This window comes from Ekhidna sp. (assembly GCF_039940915.1).
In the GTDB taxonomy this organism is placed as follows: domain Bacteria; phylum Bacteroidota; class Bacteroidia; order Cytophagales; family Cyclobacteriaceae; genus Ekhidna.
Map to the genome: position 1 here is coordinate 905199 of NZ_JBDVFO010000002.1, position 22145 is coordinate 927343.

22 protein-coding genes are annotated in these 22145 nt (G+C 39.7%); 9 read left to right on the forward strand and 13 right to left on the reverse strand.

Annotation, left to right across the window (positions count from 1 at the left end):
* A complete protein-coding gene (locus ABJF57_RS09135) occupies nt 1–600 on the forward strand; it encodes a DUF4136 domain-containing protein (RefSeq protein WP_462234486.1) in 600 nt (199 codons plus the stop codon).
* 16 nt (nt 601–616) lie between these two features.
* Here the strand turns inward: ABJF57_RS09135 and ABJF57_RS09140 are convergent, their stop codons facing one another.
* The 6 genes from ABJF57_RS09140 to ABJF57_RS09165 all read right to left on the reverse strand — a co-directional run bounded on the left by ABJF57_RS09140 (nt 617) and on the right by ABJF57_RS09165 (nt 6622).
* Nucleotides 617–970, reverse strand: a complete 354-nt coding sequence (locus ABJF57_RS09140) for a hypothetical protein (RefSeq protein ID WP_462234487.1) — start codon at nt 968–970, stop codon at nt 617–619.
* A 33-nt stretch (nt 971–1003) separates the two neighbouring features.
* Nucleotides 1004–1669 carry a DUF4332 domain-containing protein gene (locus tag ABJF57_RS09145; protein ID WP_462234489.1) on the reverse strand — a complete coding sequence of 222 codons (666 nt, stop codon included), beginning with the start codon at nt 1667–1669 and terminating at the stop codon, nt 1004–1006.
* A complete protein-coding gene (locus ABJF57_RS09150; protein ID WP_462234491.1) occupies nt 1666–2598 on the reverse strand; it encodes a hypothetical protein in 933 nt (310 codons plus the stop codon). The genes ABJF57_RS09145 and ABJF57_RS09150 overlap by 4 nt, the downstream gene beginning before the upstream one ends.
* 11 nt (nt 2599–2609) lie before the next feature.
* Nucleotides 2610–3218 (reverse strand): sterol desaturase family protein, encoded by a 609-nt coding sequence (locus ABJF57_RS09155; RefSeq protein ID WP_462234492.1) that lies wholly within the window; start codon nt 3216–3218, stop codon nt 2610–2612.
* Nucleotides 3219–3299: 81 nt separating this feature from the next.
* Entirely contained in the window at nt 3300–5585 is a 2286-nt protein-coding gene (locus tag ABJF57_RS09160) for a glycosyltransferase (protein WP_462234494.1), read from the reverse strand.
* A 2-nt stretch (nt 5586–5587) separates the two neighbouring features.
* The gene (locus tag ABJF57_RS09165; RefSeq protein WP_462234496.1) at nt 5588–6622 is read right to left on the reverse strand and encodes a glycoside hydrolase family 130 protein; all 1035 of its coding nucleotides are present in this window, start codon (nt 6620–6622) and stop codon (nt 5588–5590) included.
* Nucleotides 6623–6750: 128 nt separating this feature from the next.
* Between ABJF57_RS09165 and ABJF57_RS09170 the strand changes: the two genes are divergently transcribed.
* From ABJF57_RS09170 to ppsA, 3 genes are all read left to right on the forward strand, one after another.
* On the forward strand, nt 6751–7329 hold the full coding sequence (locus tag ABJF57_RS09170; RefSeq protein WP_462234497.1) for a P-loop nucleotide/nucleoside kinase family protein: 579 nt from the start codon (nt 6751–6753) through the stop codon (nt 7327–7329).
* Nucleotides 7299–8354, forward strand: a complete 1056-nt coding sequence (locus tag ABJF57_RS09175; RefSeq protein WP_462234499.1) for a hypothetical protein — start codon at nt 7299–7301, stop codon at nt 8352–8354. Before ABJF57_RS09170 ends, ABJF57_RS09175 begins: the two co-directional genes overlap by 31 nt.
* Nucleotides 8355–8571: 217 nt before the next feature.
* Nucleotides 8572–10986 (forward strand): phosphoenolpyruvate synthase, encoded by a 2415-nt coding sequence (ppsA, locus tag ABJF57_RS09180; RefSeq protein ID WP_462234500.1) that lies wholly within the window; start codon nt 8572–8574, stop codon nt 10984–10986.
* 18 nt (nt 10987–11004) lie between these two features.
* On the opposite strand, the gene ABJF57_RS09185 is transcribed toward ppsA, so the two are convergent.
* From ABJF57_RS09185 to ABJF57_RS09195, 3 genes are all read right to left on the reverse strand, one after another.
* Entirely contained in the window at nt 11005–12549 is a 1545-nt protein-coding gene (locus tag ABJF57_RS09185; protein ID WP_462234502.1) for a sensor histidine kinase, read from the reverse strand.
* A gap of 87 nt (nt 12550–12636) precedes the next feature.
* Nucleotides 12637–13743: a DUF6544 family protein gene (locus ABJF57_RS09190; RefSeq protein WP_462234504.1), complete on the reverse strand. Its 1107-nt coding sequence runs from the start codon at nt 13741–13743 to the stop codon at nt 12637–12639.
* Nucleotides 13744–13746: 3 nt separating this feature from the next.
* Entirely contained in the window at nt 13747–14298 is a 552-nt protein-coding gene (locus ABJF57_RS09195; protein ID WP_462234506.1) for a hypothetical protein, read from the reverse strand.
* Nucleotides 14299–14470: 172 nt separating this feature from the next.
* Between ABJF57_RS09195 and ABJF57_RS09200 the strand changes: the two genes are divergently transcribed.
* Nucleotides 14471–14908 (forward strand): Hsp20/alpha crystallin family protein, encoded by a 438-nt coding sequence (locus tag ABJF57_RS09200; RefSeq protein ID WP_462234507.1) that lies wholly within the window; start codon nt 14471–14473, stop codon nt 14906–14908.
* Nucleotides 14909–14921: 13 nt separating this feature from the next.
* Complete coding sequence (locus tag ABJF57_RS09205) at nt 14922–15434, forward strand: hypothetical protein (RefSeq protein WP_462234509.1); 513 nt, start codon at nt 14922–14924, stop codon at nt 15432–15434.
* Between the two features lie 9 nt (nt 15435–15443).
* On the opposite strand, the gene ABJF57_RS09210 is transcribed toward ABJF57_RS09205, so the two are convergent.
* From ABJF57_RS09210 to ABJF57_RS09225, 4 genes are all read right to left on the reverse strand, one after another.
* On the reverse strand, nt 15444–16289 hold the full coding sequence (locus ABJF57_RS09210) for a universal stress protein (RefSeq protein ID WP_462234511.1): 846 nt from the start codon (nt 16287–16289) through the stop codon (nt 15444–15446).
* A gap of 5 nt (nt 16290–16294) precedes the next feature.
* Nucleotides 16295–16915 carry a CDP-alcohol phosphatidyltransferase family protein gene (locus ABJF57_RS09215; RefSeq protein ID WP_462234513.1) on the reverse strand — a complete coding sequence of 207 codons (621 nt, stop codon included), beginning with the start codon at nt 16913–16915 and terminating at the stop codon, nt 16295–16297.
* Nucleotides 16896–17330, reverse strand: coding sequence for a hypothetical protein (locus ABJF57_RS09220; RefSeq protein WP_462234515.1), 435 nt, complete (start codon nt 17328–17330; stop codon nt 16896–16898). The genes ABJF57_RS09215 and ABJF57_RS09220 overlap by 20 nt, the downstream gene beginning before the upstream one ends.
* 74 nt (nt 17331–17404) lie before the next feature.
* Nucleotides 17405–17842: an Hsp20/alpha crystallin family protein gene (locus tag ABJF57_RS09225; protein WP_462234517.1), complete on the reverse strand. Its 438-nt coding sequence runs from the start codon at nt 17840–17842 to the stop codon at nt 17405–17407.
* Between the two features lie 282 nt (nt 17843–18124).
* Between ABJF57_RS09225 and ABJF57_RS09230 the strand changes: the two genes are divergently transcribed.
* From ABJF57_RS09230 to ABJF57_RS09240, 3 genes are all read left to right on the forward strand, one after another.
* Complete coding sequence (locus tag ABJF57_RS09230; RefSeq protein ID WP_462234519.1) at nt 18125–19021, forward strand: universal stress protein; 897 nt, start codon at nt 18125–18127, stop codon at nt 19019–19021.
* 14 nt (nt 19022–19035) lie between these two features.
* Nucleotides 19036–21576 carry a calcium-translocating P-type ATPase, PMCA-type gene (locus ABJF57_RS09235; protein WP_462234521.1) on the forward strand — a complete coding sequence of 847 codons (2541 nt, stop codon included), beginning with the start codon at nt 19036–19038 and terminating at the stop codon, nt 21574–21576.
* A gap of 176 nt (nt 21577–21752) precedes the next feature.
* Nucleotides 21753–22139, forward strand: a complete 387-nt coding sequence (locus ABJF57_RS09240; RefSeq protein ID WP_462234522.1) for a DUF302 domain-containing protein — start codon at nt 21753–21755, stop codon at nt 22137–22139.
* Nucleotides 22140–22145: the final 6 nt, after the last annotated feature.

Genomic DNA, 22145 nt, shown 5'->3' on the forward strand with positions numbered 1-22145 from the left:
ATGAGAGAAATAGTAATTCTGGCTACCGCGCTTTTGATCAGCGCCTGTAGCTCCGTTCGTGTATTATCCGATTATGATCAGGAAGCACGGTTCGAAAATTATACCACTTTTGAGATGGCTCCATCGGGAGACAATTTACCCGTCGACCCTGTCATAAATGAGTTGAATGGTCGTCGTGTTAGAAAAGCGATCATACATGAAATGGAATCACATGGATATCGCGAAGCAACACAAGCCGATCTGGTTGTAAATATTTATGTCAAGGTTGAAAAGCGTACAGAGCGGGTAACGACTTATGACGGACCATACTTCCCTTATCGCATTAGGTATTGGTACTATGGCTACTGGGGATATTACAATTACTGGGGTCCTGGCTGGGGATATAGTTCTGAGCAAGTCAGAAACTACAAAGAAGGAACGCTAGTGGTGGATATCGTTGATACCAAAACCAAAAAATTAGTATGGCATGGAGTAGCTACTGGCAATCCTGATAGGTTTAAGAAAAACGCAGAGGAGCGGATCAATCAGGCAATAGAAAAGTTGTTTGAAGAATTTCCTTTTCAGGCAGGGAATGGAACTCCTGCACTCGTCAAAGAATAGTGATTCCCTGATCATGCTAAACCTTAAAAATCCCCAGGTCGTAATGGAGCCTGTTTGATGCAGGATAATCCTTAGCTTCCGTGAGATGTGTGCTTTTAAATACTTTGCTTTTGTATATCATCTCATCGCCTTTATAAACCTTGAAATAGATATCGGGATACTTTTCTAAAGCAGACCCACCTACTTTGAAGTCTTTTTCTGAAACGATTACCTGGGCATGACCAAAATCGTCAATGAGAGATTCTCCTAAAAAATCATCAACTACAACATCCTCATCGAAGAATCTCACCACATATTCGCCACCGCTAATCGGCTCCTTGTTTTCATCGATCAGTTTTACATGTATGTGAACATCTTCCTTCGTCTTCATAACTGAATTATTACCGTTTAGTAAAATCTATATTCATTTAAATAAAATCAGCATCTGTGCAAACTCTATACACCTTCCCATGTCCTTCAAACCAATGGTTCCAGCATAAAATTTTTGTTCATCATTGACCTCTTTTACCTTTTGATACATCTCTTCACAATCCGCATTTGCCACCTTTTCTGAACTGTCGTATCCTGCTTCTTTTAGCATGGAGGCAAACGTATGATTGACCCATTTAATCCTGGAAAGATCTGTTAGCTTCCATAGCCTATCCACTTCCCCTTCACCCAGGCCAGTATCCTTAGAAAATTGTGCTCTTTTTGAGGTATCACTGACGTATTCATATACCTGTAGTGTGTTTGTCACACCTATCTTTTTTAACCTCTCCGCACTATCCTGCCTTATTCTTGGAAAATCCTTAATTCTATTTGGTTTGGGATGAAAGCCATTGATCACTCTTCTGAGAACGTTGAGATACTCCTCCGGAAGGCCACTTTTGCTTGCAAATTCTTGTAGGTTAGACTTACTTCTTAACAGGATTCTCAATTGCTCAAGATTTTCTATTCCCAGTTTCTTTATGCTTTTTAGATGATCAATGTTATCCCTCAATATCATCCAGCTGGGAATTAGGTTTGAAGTCAGCAACCATTCCTTGAAGAACTCGATCGTCATTTTTTCAAGATTGATATAATAGCTCATTGATCCAATAGATTATAATGTTTCAGCACTCTAAGCGCTCTCAATGTATTCCATTTACTAGGCTTACCTGCCTTCTCCATATCGAAGTGAACTTGTCCAGGATGTTTAGCTTGTACATTCCAGGTTCCGTCTTTGTTTCTCTTTCTTGCCAGCACTTCGAGAGCCTTTTTCATTCGATTATCCCATGGTACTTTGGCATATTGAAAGTAATCCAAGGCTCTTAGGATATCGTATCTCCATCTGCTCGGGTATGATAATTTCAAGAAGTCTTTATGAATAATGTCACCTGTGTGATCAGATAAGAATAGTCGATGCTTTAGAATGAATTCGATAGCTTGCTTTCGAGCCCAGGCAAGTTCTATCACTCGATATTGGTACCCGTTCTTTTCATATTCAGTGATTCCCTCCAATACAGATACGGTGCTATGAAACGAGCTATGCACTGCCAAAGAACGATTGGAGCGACAGTTAAACCCACCGTCCTTCATGTGCTGAGATAAAAGAAAATCAACAACAGATGCCAAATCCCCCTCATCCGTATTGAAATAGGAAGCATAGTTGAGAAACATACCATTGACACACACATCACTCTTTCCATCTGGAGGTGCTGGTCCTATTCCGCCATCTTGAACCTTGCATTCATTCACAATTTTATCAAGAGATTCTTTGATAAGTTGATGAGTAGGCACAATGCATAGATTTCTTAAGTCAAGTAGGGTATAGTGAGATGAAGTCCACTTCGGTTGATAAAATTTTTGTCCCCACTGACCATCGGAATTTCGTTTGGATAAGAACTCCTTGCCCCATCCTTCTTCTGAGATTCTTTTTTGTAAATCTTTTCGATCCTCTTTCAGCAAATCTTTGTTAGCTTGATATTGGATGGAAACATCTCCATTTAAAAGCCAGCTTATGATTTGATCATTATTCATTGAACAAAAAGCTATGGCATGGTTCTAAATATTACATCCCATAAGGGCGAAGAAACCCCAAATGCCTTTTCAGGATTCTTATAATGATGAATGGCATGATTGACCCATAAAGTTTTCCAGAAGTTTTTGGGTGGGTTAAATGCATGAACCATGTAATGTATCCAGAGATAGGTGGCATAGCCGATTAAGAATCCAGGAAGAAAAGCAAATACAAGATTCCCTAAGAAAAGCTCAAACAAGAAAAAAAATCCCACGCTCAGTAAAGCGCTAAGTGGAATAGGCATTGCCAATCGATCTTTATCCTTTGGATAGTCATGATGGACTCCATGGATTGTATATGTAAACTTCTTGGCGCCTTCTGTTTCTATGGGTAGATGAAACAAAAATCGATGCATCAAGTACTCAACCAACGTAAAGAGTAAAAAGCCAAGAGGGAAAAGTAAAGAAGCGTTCCACCCATTGATGAATGAGTTATGAAGTCCATAAAACATGAGGCCAATAGATACTACCGAAAAAAATATCAATGGGACTGCTATATGCGTTCTCGTCATTTTCTCCAAAAGCTTGTTATTGAAAAGCTGTCCAGTACCTCTATTATGTGGTTGGTTCGTAATTTCCATAGCTAAATATGCAAACCATACAGCCTCAAGATGTATGATCTGGCTCAGAAAAAAAGATGCTTTTACTTATCACTTTTCCAATTAGACAGAGACCTTGTCCCGATTGCGCTTGATTTTTCCAATCGCTGGTAGTTTACTTGGCTCTGACACCGAAGTATTAAAATATTTCTCCATAATCAGCCTAGCCATCAGGTAACATACAGTGGACTCGGCTCCTTCATTGAGGTTAGGATGATTCTCTTCCAGACCATCGTAACAACCACCTGATATTGGATTATGAATGATTTGGTTCAAGTGGTTATTCCCAAGAAACCATTCAAATGCTGTCTCTAGGCAAGATTTGTATTTCTCATTACCCGTGATCCTATAAAAGTTATCCAGTGCAAGAATTGTATATGCCACATCAATTGGTTGTTCTCCAAAGTGCGCGTTTTTATCGCCCTTATTTAACCACCCTCTATTTGATATCACCTTGATCTTTCCATCCTTGAAGATTTTCGAAATAAGAAAATCAAAAGTCTTAATTGCAATCTCCTGATAGCTATCATACCCCGTCAAATCATAGGCTAGAAGAAGTGCTTCCGGCATAACTCCATTCGCGTAAGTCAAATAGCTTTCAAACCAATCCCATTCATCGTGAGACTCGCTTACATAATGCTGCACTAACCGGTCACTCAGCTTTTCTACAATATCTACGAGTGTCTGATTTTTCAGGTATTGATTATGATAATAGAGGCCCTTAATCACAAATGCAATCGATCGTGGCGATTTCAGTTTCATCATCCAATCTGCTGATTGGGATATCGCAATAATTGCTTTGGTCACCAAGTCATCAGGAAAGTAACTGGCATTGGAGACAAGGTAGCCCAAAGCCCAAATTGCCCGCCCGTTCGAATCTTCAAGGTTAGTGTACGCATTCTGCTTGTGGAACTCTCCTTTGATGTCTACATAATTATTAAACCTACCATTTGGCTTTTGGCAATACTTTATAAAAGTGAAATACCGCTCAATGAGCCGCAAATCCTCCAACCTCCCGGATTGGGCATAATACGTTATCATAGCAATCATTGCTCTGGCATTGTCATCCAGTGTAAAGCCAGATGCTTGACTCGGAATTCCCAAAGAGGAAAACTGAAGCATTCCTTCATCTGTAGTCATTCGCTTCAAATGACGTAAGGAGATTGGAGGAAGTGAGTATTTCAATGTATCACCCTTCGGCAAACATTGCTGAAAGCGTTGAGCATACTGGATCGCCACATTTTCCCAAATAGTCATGCGTGTTTTATGAAAAGCATTCAGGGACATTTCAGCACGTTTGTTGTGACTGGACAATAGCTTTCTTGTTTCAAGAGCTAAGTTGGTATGATCTTCAAATGCTACAATCTTTCCTACATTTTCATCTAGCATTTCAATGGCATGAGGAATAGGTGTAGAAACAATGGGACAAGCACAGCTTAAGGCATAAGCAAATGTGCCACTCACAGCCTGATTTGGATCTTTCGAAGTAAACAGGTAAACATCGGTCAACTGCAAATACTCTAACAATTCATCAAGCGAAAGGTATTTATTGATGAATAAAACATTGTTTTCAATATCAAGCCGTTTTACGTAACGCTTAAGCATACTTCGGTACTTTTCCCCCTCCTGCTTTACCAATTCCGGATGCGTTTTTCCCAATATCAAAAACTTGACACTTGGGTGAGATGTAATGATTTCCGGAAGTGCTTTGAGCGTTGTTTCAATACTTTTGTTTGGTCCCAATAATCCAAAAGTGGATAAAACTAAATGTCCTTCCAGTCCATACTTTTTCTTGAGAAATTCTGGTTTTTTCCAGTTCACCAAGTGCGTACCATGAGGGATAAATACGATCCTTTTCTTGCTTACCCGATAGGATCTGACCAACAGGTTCATAGCATTCTTTGTCATCACAATCACCTTGTGTGATTTGGAGGTGATCTGTTCTACCACTCCTTTCAACTCGATATCCGGTTTTGGGAGTACTGTATGAAAAGTTGTAAAAAGAGGTTTATCCAATTGTCCGATAAGATCCAATAGACTCTTACCATACATACCTACAAACAAGCCAAACTCGTGTTGAAGGCAGACTCCAACTACCTCACCATCATCGTTTATTTCGTGCAATACTTTTTCTACATCTTCGGGATCGGTGACATCTAATTGGTAACTCACATCTTCAGCATATACCCTTTCTGCTTTCCCATTTTCCAAGGCGCATACCTCTATCTTAAACGTCTCTCCGAATTGCCTTTTAAGAGCTGAGATCAAGTCAAAGCTGAAAGTAGCAATCCCACATTCTCGAGGTGGATAGCTCGTTAAGAATACGATCTTCTTCCTTCGGTCTTCCATAATCAATCCTGTTTTAGCTGGTTCAATAATTCATTTAATTTGATAGACGCTACCCCTACCCGTTGATCCGCGGCACCATAGTAGATATAGAGGTAGTCATTGTGCACAATAGCTCCAGAAGGGAAAATGATATTATTTACGATACCTTCTTTTTCCCATTTAAGTGTTGGTGAGATCAATGGAGTCTTCAATCTGGTTATTTCAATCTGCGGATCATTCAAATCCAACAAGGCAGCAGAGGCATGGTATTTAAATCCCTGGGGAGTATCCTGAGCTGCATGATAAATAAGCAACCATCCTTCTTTTGTTTCAATCGGAGGACAGCCTCCGCCAATATGGCTGGACTCATAGTATAGTTTGGGATCCATTACAATGTGCTTCTCCAAACTCATGAAGTAGTCTTTCCAAAACTCGTGGGTGAGGTCTTCAAAACGATCAAAATAGACAATCTGAATGCCTGGATGAATGCGATGGAGCAACGCAAAATTTCCATTTATTTTCTTTGGGAAAAACATGAGGTTCTTGTCCCATATTTTGAGCTTCCCTGCCACTTCCGGACCAAGTCCATGCTCCTTAAAAATCTTGTAATGAAAGAAGTATTTTTCGTTAAGACCGGGTGAGCATTCCACAAAGTGTTTGTATTCCCTGTAAGTAAATTGCGGAGTGATTACTCCCTTCTTTTCAAACTTTTTAAGATCAGTAGAAGTAGCAATAGCTCCTGCTGCGTTTATTTTGTCATAAGCTGTATAAGTCATATAGAATGTATCCTCAACTTTCGTGATTCGAGGATCTTCCATGCCCTGAGATTCGTATGTATGCTCGGGAAAAAGTAAGGGCTTGGTGTGTCTCTTCCTTACGCTATCAGGCTTATCCAATAGGCAATAACCTATCGAGCTATAATTGCCTGAACGTACCGCACGATAGAAAAGGTGGATAGCTCCTTCCTCTAAGATCACAGCTGGGTTGAAAACTCCTTCATTTTCAAAACCCAAATCCGTAGTATCCAGAAGCACTCCTAGCTTTTTGATTTTAAGCATAGTTTATGGTTTATGGTCTTAAACTAGAAGACTTAGTCCTGATCCACCATGAGTTAGATCAATCTTTTGGATGATCCTGAGGATTATTGTAGTACTGATCAAGGTTATGGATTTAACTGAGATAGTTCATGGAAAGGCCCATCGAAGAATCATACATTCAATCAATCATGCATCAGTCAATTGTAGTCGTATTCGGTTTACCTGGTTCCGGCAAAAGCTTTTTCGCAGAAAAGCTTGCGGAAGTTTTGGGTGCATCTTATTTCAGTTCAGATCAGCTAAGAGCTACCCTCTTTTCAGAGAAGAACTATTCCCTAGAAGCGAAGGAAGAAGTCTACAGGAAGATGTTGGGATTGGCCAATTCGGCATTAGAAAGCGGAAATGATGTCGTTTTAGATGGTACGTTCTATTTGAAAAAATGGAGGGATATGGTCACTGAGAATTTCAAAAACTTGGCGAGCTGTCATTTTATAGAAATACAAGCTTCTGAAGCTTTAATAAAAGAGCGAACAAGTAAGAGGAGGCCTTTTAGCGATGCGAATTTTATAGTATACAAGCAGCTGAGGAAAGCATTTGAACCCATGCAGGAGGATCATCTGGAAATTGTTTCCACGAATAGTAATATCGGGGAAATGATAAAGACCACATTAAATTATTTACAGCTAAAAAAAAGAGAACAATGGAAGCCAAGGAGATTAGATTATTGCTGAAATCGTACGGAAAAGAGGAAGACGTTCAACTGATTGAGACACATATTTCATGGGTGATTCTTACACAGGAATTTGCATTCAAATTCAAGAAACCCATCAGATATTCTTTCCTAAACTATTTCAAGCTTGCTCGCCGCAAATACTATTGTGAAAGGGAGGTTGAACTAAATAGCCGGTACAGCAACATCTACCTTGGTGTGGTACCTATCTATAGGTCTGGAAAGAAAATTCAATTTGAAGAAGGAGAAGAAATCATCGATTATGGCGTGAAAATGAAAAGGATCAACTCTGACTTTCAGATGGATCGCATGATAGAGGAAGATTTGGTGACCACAAAAGCGATCGGGACTCTGGCTAAAACCATTGCTCAATTTCATCACAATGCCAAGATCATAAGGACTCCAGTTTCGGTGAGAAACGTCTGTCAAAAATTTAATGACATTCTATCAGTCAAAAACTTTCTCTACCGTGAACTCGGTATAGAAGCTGTGAGCGAAATCAATGAAGCGATATTAGAAAGTAATCATTACATCAATAGCAGCGCGAGACTTTTGCATGATAGAATCAAGTATGGTTTTATCAGAGATGTACATGGAGACCTTCATGCAAAAAATATCTTTCTTCTAAAGGAGCCTATCCTATTTGATTGCATTGAGTTCAATGATGAATTCCGTCAAATCGATGTGCTTGATGAAATTGCCTTCCTATGCATGGATCTTGACGCAAAAGGCAAAGAAGACTTATGCAAAGATTTTGTAACAGCATACCTCAATGTATTTCCTATCATAAGTAACAAGGATGAGGAGAGGCTTTTTTCTTATTATAAATGTTACCGCGCGAATGTAAGAGCAAAAGTTAATGCGCTTAAAGCCAAACAAGCTCAAAAGATGGAGGATAAGCAATACTTCCTGGAAGAAACCAAAAAGTACCTCCAACTAATGTCAAAGTATGTGAAGGAATTTACGGGGAGCGAAACAGTAGAGGTTTTTGAGATCATTTATGATTACAATCAGCTTTTTACATGATGTGATATATTGAAATGCCGATAACTATACGATAAACTAATATCAATATATAGATCATGGCTCAGAAACTCTGCATAGGTCTGAGTCTAGCATCCAAAGGCGGTTAAACCCGCCTTTTTTTTGTGAATGATGGTAATCATTCATGATCCAAATGAGGATCATAAAACTGATCCGATATCTGGCCTATTATAAGCAAGTCTTTTAAAACAAGGTAGCCATGGATTTATACATTAAATCATTTCAAGACATCACTATCCATCAGATTGATCAGTACGGGGGTAAAAATGCATCGCTTGGAGAGTTGATCCATCATTTGAAACCAAAAGGAATTCATATTCCTGATGGATTCGCGCTCAATGCCAAAGCATATTGGCATTTTCTCCAAATGAATGGCTTCCATGCTAAACTATCAAAGATTCTTGCTGGACTTGACACAATAAATTTCACTAACCTTAAACAGGTTGGGTTAGCCGCAAGATCCCTTTTACTGCAAGGCATATTACCAATCGATCTAACGAATGAAATTCTCAAAGGCTTTAAAGAGCTAAAAGGAAGTAATCAAATACAAGTAGCTGTAAGAAGCAGTGCGACCGCTGAAGATCTGCCTGAGGCAAGTTTTGCTGGCATGCAGGAAAGCTATTTAAACATAGATTCTGAAACAGAATTACTTGAGTCAATTTTGAAATGCTATGCATCCTTATTTACCGACCGAGCCATTAAGTATCGGGAGGATAACGGATTTGATCACATGCAAGTAGCTCTTTCCATAGGAGTTCAACGGATGGTCAGATCTGATCTGGCATGTGCTGGAGTCTGTTTCACCATCGATCCGGAGAGTGGATTTGAAGAGATCATATTGATAAATGGCAGTTGGGGTTTGGGGGAGAATATTGTGAAAGGAGCCGTAACCCCAGATGAATTTTATGTATTCAAACCTACCCTAAAGGGTAAAAAACAAGCAATCATTTCAAAGAATCTTGGAAGTAAGGAAAAGACCATGGTGTATACTAAAACATCCCAGGATGAGGTACTAAGTGTCGACTCAAAAACCATCAATATCAACACTGAAATTGAAAAGCAACGTCAATATATTCTTACGGACTCAGAAATTTTACAGCTTGCAGAATGGGCTTTGATTATTGAAGATCACTATGGCAGACCTATGGATCTGGAGTGGGCAAAAGACGGGGTAGATGAAAAGCTATACATACTTCAGGCAAGGCCAGAAACTGTCCACTCCAACAGGGATGCTTATACATTCAAGGAATTCAAATTGCTACAGAAAGGGAAGGCATTAGCAGAAGGAAAAAACGTCGGCAGTGCCATTGCCTCCGGGCGAGCAAGAATTTTGTCTTCACCAAATGAAATTGACAAGCTAGAGCCCGGCGATGTGCTAGTCACCCAAATAACTAATCCTGACTGGGATCCCATACTGAAGAAAGTCTCAGCAATTGTTACCGACAGAGGCGGCAGAACGAGCCATGCAGCGATTGTCGCGCGGGAATGCGGTGCACTCGCTGTGGTAGGGACTGGTGACGGCACTAAGGCAATTAAAAATGGTCAATTGATCACCGTATCAGGTGCAGAAGGAAATAAGGGAATCGTTTATGATGACAAACTGGAATTTGACACAACAGAAATAGACACCTCCGGCATACATCTACCGGAGACGGAAATGAAATTCATCCTGGCAGATCCAGGCCAAGCATTTAAGCTAGCCAAACTTCCCAATAACGGTGTTGGATTGATGCGGCTTGAGTTTGTCATCAGCAATAGCATCAAAATTCATCCCATGGCACTGGTGGATTTTAAGCAAGTGAAGGATGAAAGAATACGAACGGAAATACAATCTCTTACCCAAGGGTATGAAAATATGGGAGATTACTTCGTAGATAAGCTATCCATGGCAGTTGCCACTATTGCAGCAGCATTTTATCCCAAGGAAGTAGTTGTGCGCATGAGCGACTTCAAAACCAATGAATATGCAAATCTGATCGGCGGCCACTACTTTGAACCAAAAGAAGAGAACCCAATGATCGGATGGCGAGGAGCATCGAGGTATTACCATCCGCATTACAAAGAAGGCTTCCGACTGGAATGTGAAGCCATGAAAAAGGTTAGGGATGATATGGGTTTAGCCAATGTTAAGCTGATGATCCCCTTTTGCAGAACACCTCAAGAAGCAGAAAAAGTGCTGAAACTAATGGAATCCTATGGTTTGATCAGGGGGGGGAATGGCTTGGAAATCTACATGATGGTGGAGATCCCAAGTAACGTCATCCAGGCCAAGCAATTTGCTGCTCTTTTTGACGGTTTTTCGATTGGCTCCAATGACTTAACTCAACTTACGTTAGGTGTAGATCGAGATTCTGAAATCCTGAGCAATCTATTTGATGCAAAGAACGAAAGTGTTCAATCCTTGATCGGTGAAACGATAAAGGCAGCTCATCATGCAGGGATCAAAGTAGGTCTTTGCGGGCAAGCTCCTAGTGATGATCCTCGGTTTGCTAAGTTTCTTATTCAACATAAAATCAACAGCATTTCTTTTAATCCTGATGCGCTATTAAAAGGAATAGAAAATGTGAATGAAGCGGAGATTGAATTAAACAAAAAAATTACCGCCTTGGTGTGATACTGATCTTGTACAGGATCAGCTTGAGTATTTAATTGGAAATGTAACAGTGAACGTGGTTCCTTCCTGAGGGCGGCTTTCAAAAGAGATTTTTCCATTAAGTAATTCTACATACCTCTTGACAATGCTAAGTCCTAAACCAGTTCCTTGAAAACTTCGGGTGTTATTCGCTCTGAAAAAACGTTCGAACAAATGGATTTGATCTTCCTCTGGTATACCTATGCCATTATCCTCCACCTCGCACACTACATCTTGTGATGAGAACTTGCATCGCAAATGGATGGGCTGGTTTTCTGGGGAGTACTTGATGGCGTTTGACGTAAGATTTACCAGGATATTTCTTACTAGTTTTTTATCAGTGTGCATCGTTCGCGTGATCCCGGAATGAGAAGCTTCCAACGTCTGACCAGGTTTGAGAATTGGAGAAAGAGTAGATAATACTTCCGCAAAGACTTCTTCCATTTCAAATGGTTCAGGATGACACCTTACCTTTCCCTCATTCAATCGATCCAGAGATAAGAAATCTTCCAAAATACCACTTAAATGATTCACAGAAGACTTAATGCGGTTCACATGCTTCAGTCTTTTGTCGTTGGTCTCCGTATCCGGATATTTAGCAATCAGAGCTGCTGATGACAAAATCGTACTTAGAGGTGTACGGAATTCATGAGAAGCTAGAGAAACGAATTTTGATTTCAATTCATTAAGGTCTCTTTCGCTATCTAGCAATTCCTGAAGCTCTTTAGTCCTTTCCACTACTTGCAGCTCTAAATCTTCACTGTAGGATCTCAGCTTCTCTTCACTTTCCTTTAAGGCATTCAACATCTGGTTCTTTTCTGTGATGTCCATGCCCGAACTCAGAGATCCGATAACGTTACCATCGTTATCCTTAACCACGGTATTCTGCCAATGAATGAGCTTTTTTTGGCCGGTTTTCGTAATTATATGATTGTTATACGCTTTGAATTGTTCTGCTTCACTCAACACACCTAAGAATACCTTCTGCAGTTCTTTCCTCTTTTCAACAGAAATTTCAAACCAATTTTTTCCGATCAACTCATCTGTGGTGTATTCTAATACCTCGCATCCTTTTTTATTGATATCAATGATTTCGCCTTGCTGATTCAAGGCAAGTAATATGACTTCAGCAATATCAAAATATTGTCTGCTGATATCATTTTGAACTATTACACTACTTTCTTTCGATCTTTCGCTTACAAAAAACAACAGTATGCCCTCACCCATCGGAACGTGAGTTAAGCTAACCTCTACAGGAAAACGTGATCCACTTCGATGAATGCCATCCAATTCCAATGCTTTGGTTTGGATTATATCTGTTCTATCTATATCAAAAGCATTCTCAATGGGAACCAGCATGTTGAACATTTTTCCATTCAATATATCTGCCTCGTATCCAAACATTTTGTATGCTTTTTTGGAGGCATAAAGAATGTGTCCCTTCTTATCGATCGCGATTATGGACTCCCTTGTTGAATCCAAAAAGGCTCGACAGAAAGGATCATCCATGAAATGAAAAGTATGTGAGGTGAGTACTTCCTTCATGATGACCTTCGTCTTATGAGATAAATCTCATTTAAGCTGCTGAATCAGTTATAGTAAAAATAGATCAAAAAAAGGTAATGCTCCTACTTAAAAAGCAAGCGAATCAAGGGTAAGATTGTAATGGATTTCCTGGACATTAAACTTACCATATATGTATTCCCCTTCAGGGTAGTGCCAGATGGCTTCTCCATAGGATGGAAGGTTAAGCCCATTGAATTTTCTGAACTTGCCAACAGGAGTTGAAAATCGATATTGAACTACTTCTTTACCACTCATTTCATATCGATCATCTGATACAAAATTGGTTAGCTGATGTACTTTATTGAAATGCAACGAAGCAGAAATACTCACTCCTTGATTAGTGAATTTCACCTTAGCCGTTGTATCATTCACAGCCTCCCATTCAATGTTTTTATCAATGAGCGCAGAAGGTGCTAGCAGACATAGGTCATTAAATAACGTTACTGTCTCCGCTTTAAAAAGCTGCTTTCCTTCAAGGTCGACCACAGGAAAGAGGGACATCATTTTGATCAACATTCTTGCATCTCCCTTTTGATAAGAATGATAACCGTAGGCAGGCAAACCCGTAAGTTTAGCTTTCATGAAGAATAATCGGGCGGGGCTGTCACCAAAGACATTGTGCTGAGCCGATGCAAAAGAAAACCAACCTCCACCTTTTTTCCTCATCTTTCCCACAAAGGTCACTTTCATGTTTTTTACTTTAGGCTTTCCTATCACACCTACATATTCCAGGTAATTCGCAACTGGCAGTGGGAGGTGCTCCAAATCTTCCTTTGTAATCAACTCTTCATCCATGGCCCCTTTCTTCAAGTTTGCGATTACATCTCGTTCGTATTGATGCTCGAATCTGTCTCCTGCATACTGAACAAGTGCTACGGAGAAAACCAGCAAGTTTACAATAGATGCAGCTTTTGCATCTTGCCAGAAAATGAAAATGAGACATTGTGATAACGCCACAGCCACAAATCCAAAGAAGTACCAGTCTTCATGAACCAGAAAGGAGAGCGCAAGGTAAACGAACAACATACCTATAATGAACCATAGAACTCCAAAGGGCTTTGAAATCTCCATCTTTAGCTGAGATACAGTTGCCAGCTTGAATGCCTTCACAAAACCAAGTAGATGAATCCATCCATGAAAAAGAAGCAGAAAGGCAAATAGATATCCCAGCATCTCCTAGTCTGTTTTCTTCACTTTCTGATAAACCACAAGGCTTTCCAAATTCTCATCGGCGAATAATTTGGCAAATCCTTTTCTGGTCGGATTCACAACCATTTTCACGGTTTCACCGCACTCGTTTCGAACCTCCCTTACGGTACCAAAATTCTTCAAAGAAGAGATATCATCCGGGATATTGAAACAGTAAAAAGTAAGTTGGTCACCTTTTAAATCCATTATATGGATCCCCCAATCTCCCTCTTCGAATTTGTAGTTTAGCAGGTATCTTTTCTTGTAATATTTCAGAATGTTCTTTTCGGAAATTGAAAATATTGTATCCTGTCGTGATTCTCCAAAATAGTATGGGTCTGCGCGTACGCTCTTTTCTGAAATAATCAAACCCATGGAATCTATAGGATCAAAATATTCTCCAATGAACCGGTTTTTAAATTGGTATTGCGGCTCCTTAAAGGAAGGTTGGGACGTTTCAAAAAAAATAGGTGCAGCGCAACTACTGAGCAAGCCACTTACCAGGATTGCAACACCACAGACAGTTATTAGCTTTTTCATTTTTAATTAAACCTAGCGCTAGGAATCCCCTCCTACCATGACGTGCATCAGTTAATAAGTTGGATTCGATCAGCCGCAAATACAGGTTTAGCATCATTAAAATAAATGAGACGTGTCATTGAAAACATATTCAATTCCAGGTTCTTTTATGGATAAATAAATACCATGTGTTATGAACTTGTATAGAAGAAAAAATCATGTTTTTGGAAGAATCGGAGATAGATATAGTTCCTTTATCGATCCTGATCATTTCATGGGCCGCAACGCATTTGAAGATAGCTGGATAGCTCGCCCCGTCACCAATATTATTAAGAAAGATCCAAGTCAATTTGAACTAGAGGTAGGCATGCCCGGATATTCAAAGAAAGACATCAAGATATCCGTAGATGGATATGTTTTGCGTGTGGTTGCTGAAAAGAAAAGCTCCGGTAAAGAGCAAAACACAAACTACATTCAGCGAGAAATCGATACGAATCGTATGGAAAAAACATTCTACTTATCATCGCTCATTGATGCAGACAAGATAGTTAGTCATTTTGAAAATGGGCTTCTACATATCACTTTGCCCTTCGTAAGCAAAAGTAAATCCAGAGCCATTTCCATTTCTTAATAGCATTCAAGCCATGACAGTTTTAAAATACATTCTCAAAGGACTAGGTATCCTCATTCTCGCATTTATCGCTTTCTCCTTTTGGTACACAAATACCTATTCTATGGAAGACATTGCATCGTATGAAATCAATGATCCCTCTCTTGAAAAGAGTGTTTTGATTGCTACACAAGGGAGTCTTTACAAAGATGAATTGGTAGAGAGCGTTATTGATTCACTTAAATCAAGTGATGTTTATATACAGGTAATTGATATATCCGGTTTAGAAGAATATTATAATGATCGTTGGGATGCAATTGTATTGATACATACATGGGAGTATTCACAACCACCTAAATCAATTGACTCATTCATCCCACAGCATTTTGACCCTGAAAAAATGCTTGTTATTACAACTTCAGGATCCGGAGAAGAGAAAATGGAAGGAGTAGATGCGCTTACAGGAGCATCTAAGAAGGGTGAAATAAAGAATCATAAGTCAGCTATTCTTCAATTTCTGGAAAATGAACTTAATATTGATTCCTAGTTCGAAACCTCAATTGCCAGTCTCGTTAAAATGCTGAACTAGTATAGGATAATCAGCCACTAAACTCATTTTTTTAGTCACGCTATCGTGAAAAATTTCCCTGATCCAGGAATACTTGTGCGTTACAAGAACCAGTAAGTCCGCATCATTTCTGGTTACATAACCATCTATAGCCATCGATACATTTTCGCTATGAATCTGATCAAACATGATTTTTTGATTTTTCAGTTTGTCCTGGTAAACATCTTGTAGCAAAAGACGAATCTCTTCATCTTTTTTTGATTGAGTTTTATTCACATGCAAAACTGTTAGGTAAGGATCAAATGTTTGAGTGAGTGCTATGAGTGAATTCAAAGCCGGTATATCCTCAACTTTATAGTTAGATGCGTAAACAACCTTCTCAATCTTCTTGAAACTACATCCAAACGGAATCACCATTATGGGTGCTGATATTTTTCCAATGATATGATTGGTATGGGTGCCTAAAAAGAACTGACTGATATCACTTCGACCATTCGTCCCCATCAATACGAGATCATATGTATTAGTTTCAATCTCCTTTCTTAATGCGGCTTCCATGTTAGGAGTATATGTGCCTACAATAGGTCGGCACTTTATCGAGAAACTATCTCTGACCGTTTGGCAATAAGTTTCGAGACGTTCCAACGCATCAAGTTCTTTCTTCCCTTCTACCTCTTGTCCGCCTACCGCGTCGGACATATCATCAATAGATGGCTCATTTACAATATGAATAAGAGCCAGCTCTGCTTTTAAACCAGAGGCCAGATAAGCTGCATACTCTACAGCGTTGTTGGCAGTTTCTGAAAAATCGACTGGGCAAATAAGTTTTTTCATAAATCCTATATTTCATTGTTGGACACCGTTTCTTTGGCCTTTTTCTTCTTAAAAACCCAAAAGAAACCTTTCACATCAGACTTCCATTCGGAAAACCAAACGATCAACATAATCTCTTCAACAGTTTCCAAAATGCTCAATACGATCGTTAAGTAAAACAACCAATACTCAATACCTATGAAGAATATCCACAGCATAAAAACTGCCTGACAAATAGCAGAGATCTTGGCCAGGTATGTATGAAAGCTGCTAGGCATGCCATATTTAAGGTAGGCGATAAATAGCTGCAGAATGTAGAAACTAAAAGCGAAAATGATCAATCCTGACTGTTCAATAATGAATGCATTTTCGAAACAAAAAATACCAATCAGGCCAATTGCAAAAGTTATCGCATCACCTATACTATCAAACTGAGCTCCCCGCTGAGAAACTAGATTCATACGTCTGGCAAGGAAGCCATCCAGCGCATCAGTAAGAAAACTGATCAGCAAAAAAATCCCGAAGTACAACCGCGCCTCTAAAAGTATCAGGATTAATAAGAAGGGTGCTGCAATAATTCTATAAAGAGATAGCCAATCAGGTAGCGTTAATTTTCGTTTGGGAGTTCTAATCCATGACATCATCATAACCATGATTTTTCTCAAAAAAGTCCTTAACCTTAGCCTTAAATTGATTCTTTGTCATGCTATCAGCCGGCTCTACCACAACAGATTTAAGTGGGAGGTTTTTCCTCTGAGCAATTTCTTTTTCCAAGGCGATCTTTGCCTCGGCAGGCCCAGAAATGTACAGCCTCTTTGCTGGAAGAAGTTCTTCTATAACCAGGTGATAATAGTTTTTCAACTGCTGTTCTTTTCTTCGATTAAGAGTTGTTTCTGATATTGCTTCTTGTGGTCCATACGGTGTGGACGAGCCAGACCCTCCATGAAGATGATATGTTTCTACTTCAGAGCCTACCGCCTTCAGGCTCACATGATTTCTATTTTGATATACGATCCATGCTTGTCGCTCATCTATCCAAACACCTTTGTCTAAGTTTTTCATATTTGTCATGTATTGAAAAGAAATGAGAGGAATTCATCCTCCCATTTCATCATTAAGAATCAGCACAACGCTATTTAAGAAATCTTAACTTCCTTTTTTTGAATGGTAGCTTCCTTTGTTTTGGGCAAACTCAGTGAAAGTATTCCCTCCTTGTAAGAAGCCTTTATCTTATCTTCATCTACATTTTCAGGTAGAGAAAATGACCTTGAAAAAGAGCTGTAGCTAAACTCTTTTCTGGAGTAGCCATTGTCTTTGTCCTCGGTCTCCTCTTCCTTTTCAGAACTAATGCAAAGCATCCCGTTCTCAATGTCTACATGAAAATCATTCTTTTCCATTCCAGGTGCTGCCAGTTCAATTACATATTCCTTTTCCCTTTCCTGAATATTGGCTGCAGGAACACTGGAACTCCATCCGTTTCCACTAGTGACTGGCCATCGGTCTTCATCAAAAAAATCAGAAAACACCGTTGGCATACTTGAAAATAATCTGGGTGTTCTTACTAAAAGTGACATCTTTAAACCTCCTTTTTTATTGTGATACAACTAACTTTTTTGATCCAAGGTAATTGTACTTAAGGCAGTGATCAATGATCCGACTCAAGTACTTTTCTGATCTGGATCAATGTTTCTTTCACCATAATGCTCATCTCATAGTCTCTGAAAAATATGCTGATTCAGCTATCGCTTAACTGTTTTGAAATCCAGGTCAATTCTAAATCTTAATCAGTAATGTCACTGATTTTGCTCATGGGTTAGGTTCAAACGTTCAAATAGATTTATAAAAAAAGAATTTATATGAGAAAGGTGCACCGAATACTTGTCGCGTTAGATTTTACGGAGATGGATCAACATCTCATCAATTTTCTTGTAAGGAATCAAAATCTCTTTACAGATCTGGAACAGGTTTATTTCACACATGTAGAACGTACACTCAATTCAGAAGAAAGCGATGAGCCGCTCGACGAAATGCTTATGCAAAAAGTGAAGGATGAGGTTTTTTCGCTGGACGATACATGGTTAAGATCTAAAGCAAACTTCCAAATCATCGAAGGAGACCCCTTGAAAAAGCTTCTGCATTGGTCAGAGATAAAGAAAGTAGACCTATTGATGGTTGGCCGCAAAAAACCTGAAAATGGAAGTGGCATTCTTATGCAGAGACTTGCTCGTAAAATCAGGACATCTGTGCTGGTGATACCACCTAGAGATATCGAAATAAACAAGATTCTGGTCTCACTCGATTTTTCGGAACACGCTGAATTAGCCTTAAAAAAAGCTTTGCAAATAGCTGGATGTACAACTAATCCAGATTTGACCGGATATCATCTATTTCAAATTCCGAGTGGATATACAAAAACAGGAAAAACATACGAAGAAATGAAGGTGATTATGGCCCAGAATGCTGAAACCCACTTCACTGATTTTCTAAAAAAGTGTAAGGTCAGTTCACAAAAAATTAAGCCTTGTATTGAGCATGCAAAGTTTGCTGACATAGCGGATAAGGTCATTCAGGCAAGCCATGAATTGAAATCAGATATGATTATCATCGGATCTAAAGGGCAAACCTTCGCATCGTGGGTGTTGCTCGGAAGTATTGCTGAACGCTTGATCGTAAAAAATGATGAGGCAGCCCTTCTCATTGTGAAAAAAAAGAATGAAAACTTCGGATTCTGGCAAGCTTTCAAAGAGTTTTAAAAATGATCAAATAATTGAAGAATCAAGGATTAACATCTAAAGAAGCCCATGAAAGACTGGAACAATATGGAAGAAATGAGATAGTTGATTCCCATAAGAGAAGTTTCTGGCTAATACTTGGCAGGCAGTTCAGTTCTCCGCTCATACTCATTTTGATTGCAGCAGCATTCATTTCCTTTGCTATTGGTTATCTACCAGATCAAGAGCCTCACCTGGTAGATACGATCCTCATTCTGGCCATTGTTCTACTCTCGGGCATATTGGGTTTCATACAGGATTATAAGGCTGAAAAAACCATCAAGGCATTGCAGCAAATGTCTTATCCCAGATCAAGGGTAGTTCGGGACCATACAGAGCAGATAATCCCATCGAATGAGATTGTACCAGGCGATTTGCTACTTGTGGAAGCAGGCGATATGATCACAGCAGATGGTGACGTTATTGAATCTTTTCATCTAGATGTAGATGAGTCCATTCTAACAGGAGAAGCTCAGGCCGTACATAAGAATATAGAAGATCTGGTATTTAAAAATACAGTTGTAAATGGGGGTATCGGTAAAGTATTGATCACCTCGACCGGGATGAAAACCAAAATAGGTCAGGTTGCTTCTGAGCTTCAAAAAGTAACAGAAGAGCAATCCAACTTCCAAATTGAACTTGCAGGCCTGAGTAAAAAACTATCACTCATCACCTTTTTCATCACCATTATTATTGGTGTCGTGGGGGTATTTAAGTTTGGTTTTTATACTTCAATTCTTACTGCCATCTCCCTTGCAGTAGCTGCCATACCAGAGGGACTTCCTGCAGTTGTCGTTCTTGCGCTGGCAATAGGCGCCCGGAAAATGTTTCGGAAAAACGCGTTGATCAGAAAGCTGCCAATTGTAGAAAGTGTAGGCGCTGTTGATATCATTTGCACAGATAAGACAGGAACGTTGACACTGAATGAAATGACTGTCACTACCACTTTTTTTGACGGACAAGAACATACCACATCTTCATTACAAACCTCCGACCTGCGAGGTACCCCTAAAATGCTTTTTCTCTGTGCAAATACTTGTAATAATGCTTCAGTAGTCTTTAAGGAGGACGGCTCTCAATTCTATCTTGGAGATCAGACAGAAATTGCACTAAAGAAGGCCGCCTGTCTCCAGTTTGGAGGCAAAGTTTTACCCACGTACGAAAAAGTAAATGAGCTATCATTCAACTCTGAACGGAAACGGATGACCGTAGTAGTGAAAGATCAGAAGAACCATCTTACTGCATTCACAAAGGGAGCTCCGGAGGTAGTATTGTCGAAATGCACCCACATATTGGACAGAGGCAAGAGAGTGCTTTTAACTAAGAAACTAAAGGATGAACTTCTTGATCAAACCCAACACTTTGCGTCCAGAGCACTTCGTGTGCTTGGGTTTGCTTACAACGAAAACCTTGAAACGGGTGATATCCTGGAAGATAAACTTACTTGGATTGGCTTACAAGCCATGATAGATCCTCCTCGAAAGGAGGCCAGGCAAGCCTTGGAGGATTGTAAAAATGCTGGAATCCGAGTGATTATGATCACTGGCGATAATCCCTCGACCGCCTCAGCAATTGCTGAGGCGGTTGGTATGAGTACCAATGGTGTCTTAACCGGTTTAGAGTTGGACTCACTAGGAGATCTGGAACTCCTGAATCACTTGGATAAAGGAACCAATATTTTTGCTCGGACGGATCCCTTTCATAAACTTAGAATCCTGGAATTGTTGGAAAAAGATCATACGGTTGCCATGACTGGTGATGGTGTAAATGATGCTTTGGCCATCAAAAGATCTGTTGTAGGTATTGCTATGGGTAAAAAAGGAACCGAAGTTGCCAAGCAAGCGAGTGATATAGTGTTGCTCGATGATAATTTTAGTTCCATCAGAGATGCGATCAAGGAAGGGCGTACCATCTTCGATAATACAAGAAAATTCATTGACTACCTACTCACCTGCAACCTGGCAGAAGTTGCCCTAATTTTCTTCATTACACTTTTCTTCTCTTTTGATGAACCCATCCTCTACCCCGTGCAATTGTTATGGATCAATCTTTTAACTGACGGTTTGGTAGCATTGGCTTTAGGTGCCGATCCACCGGCTAAGGACATTATGCAAAGACCTCCTAGGAAAAATGGAGAGCCACTCATTGATAAGCAACTTGCTTGGCTGATTGGTTTAATTGGACTTAAAAAAGCGATTGTGTTGGTTATCACATTCTTTTTGGTATTGCCATTTGGTTTGGACATTGCTCGATCAACCCTGCTTACTGGAATCGTATTGTTCGAGTTTGTACGAATTGGGGCAATCCGATATGGTGAGAAGCTAGGGTGGTTTGACAACAAATGGTTGGTCATGGGGCTCATTGTTTCGCTGATTCTTCAGGTAGGGCTCATATATTCTCCCTGGAATCACTTCTTTTATCTAACGCCGTTAGGATGGTTTGAATGGGTCATACTTATAGGAGGGGTAATCCTGGGTTACATACTAGCCATCTTGATCACACGTGTTGTTAAAAGAACCTTTGCCGCCGTTGAATAAATGAGGCTAATTAAGACAGCCAATCAGGGGTATAATCATCAGGGGATTTCTCGTGGCAGAACCGCACGCTATCATTAAAAAGACAGACATGAAAAAGATCAACTCATTCATTGAGCTAGGTCATTCCATTACTGAATGGAAGTAATCAAATTAGCTCGTGCATTAAGCTAGGAAGAATGAGCTATTATATCAACAAATCAGTTTCCAAAGATTTTGAAGAAACGGTGCAACGAGCCATCGATCTTTTACAAAGAGAGGGGTTTGGAGTCTTAACAGAAATCAATGTTGAAGAGGTTTTAAAGAAAAAGCTGGATGTGAGCTTTCCTAGATATAAAATTTTGGGAGCATGTAATCCAACTTTTGCATACACCGCTCTTGAAAAAGAGAATAAGGTTGGAACAATGTTGCCTTGTAATGTAATCATCCGAGAGGATGGAAAGACCACAGTAGAAGTAGCTGCTGTAGATCCGCTGGCATCTATGCAAGCCATAGAGAATTTAGAGCTAAAGGATATTGCTCAAGAAGTAAAAGAACGGCTATCTCGAGTTATAAGGGATATCTAATACAAA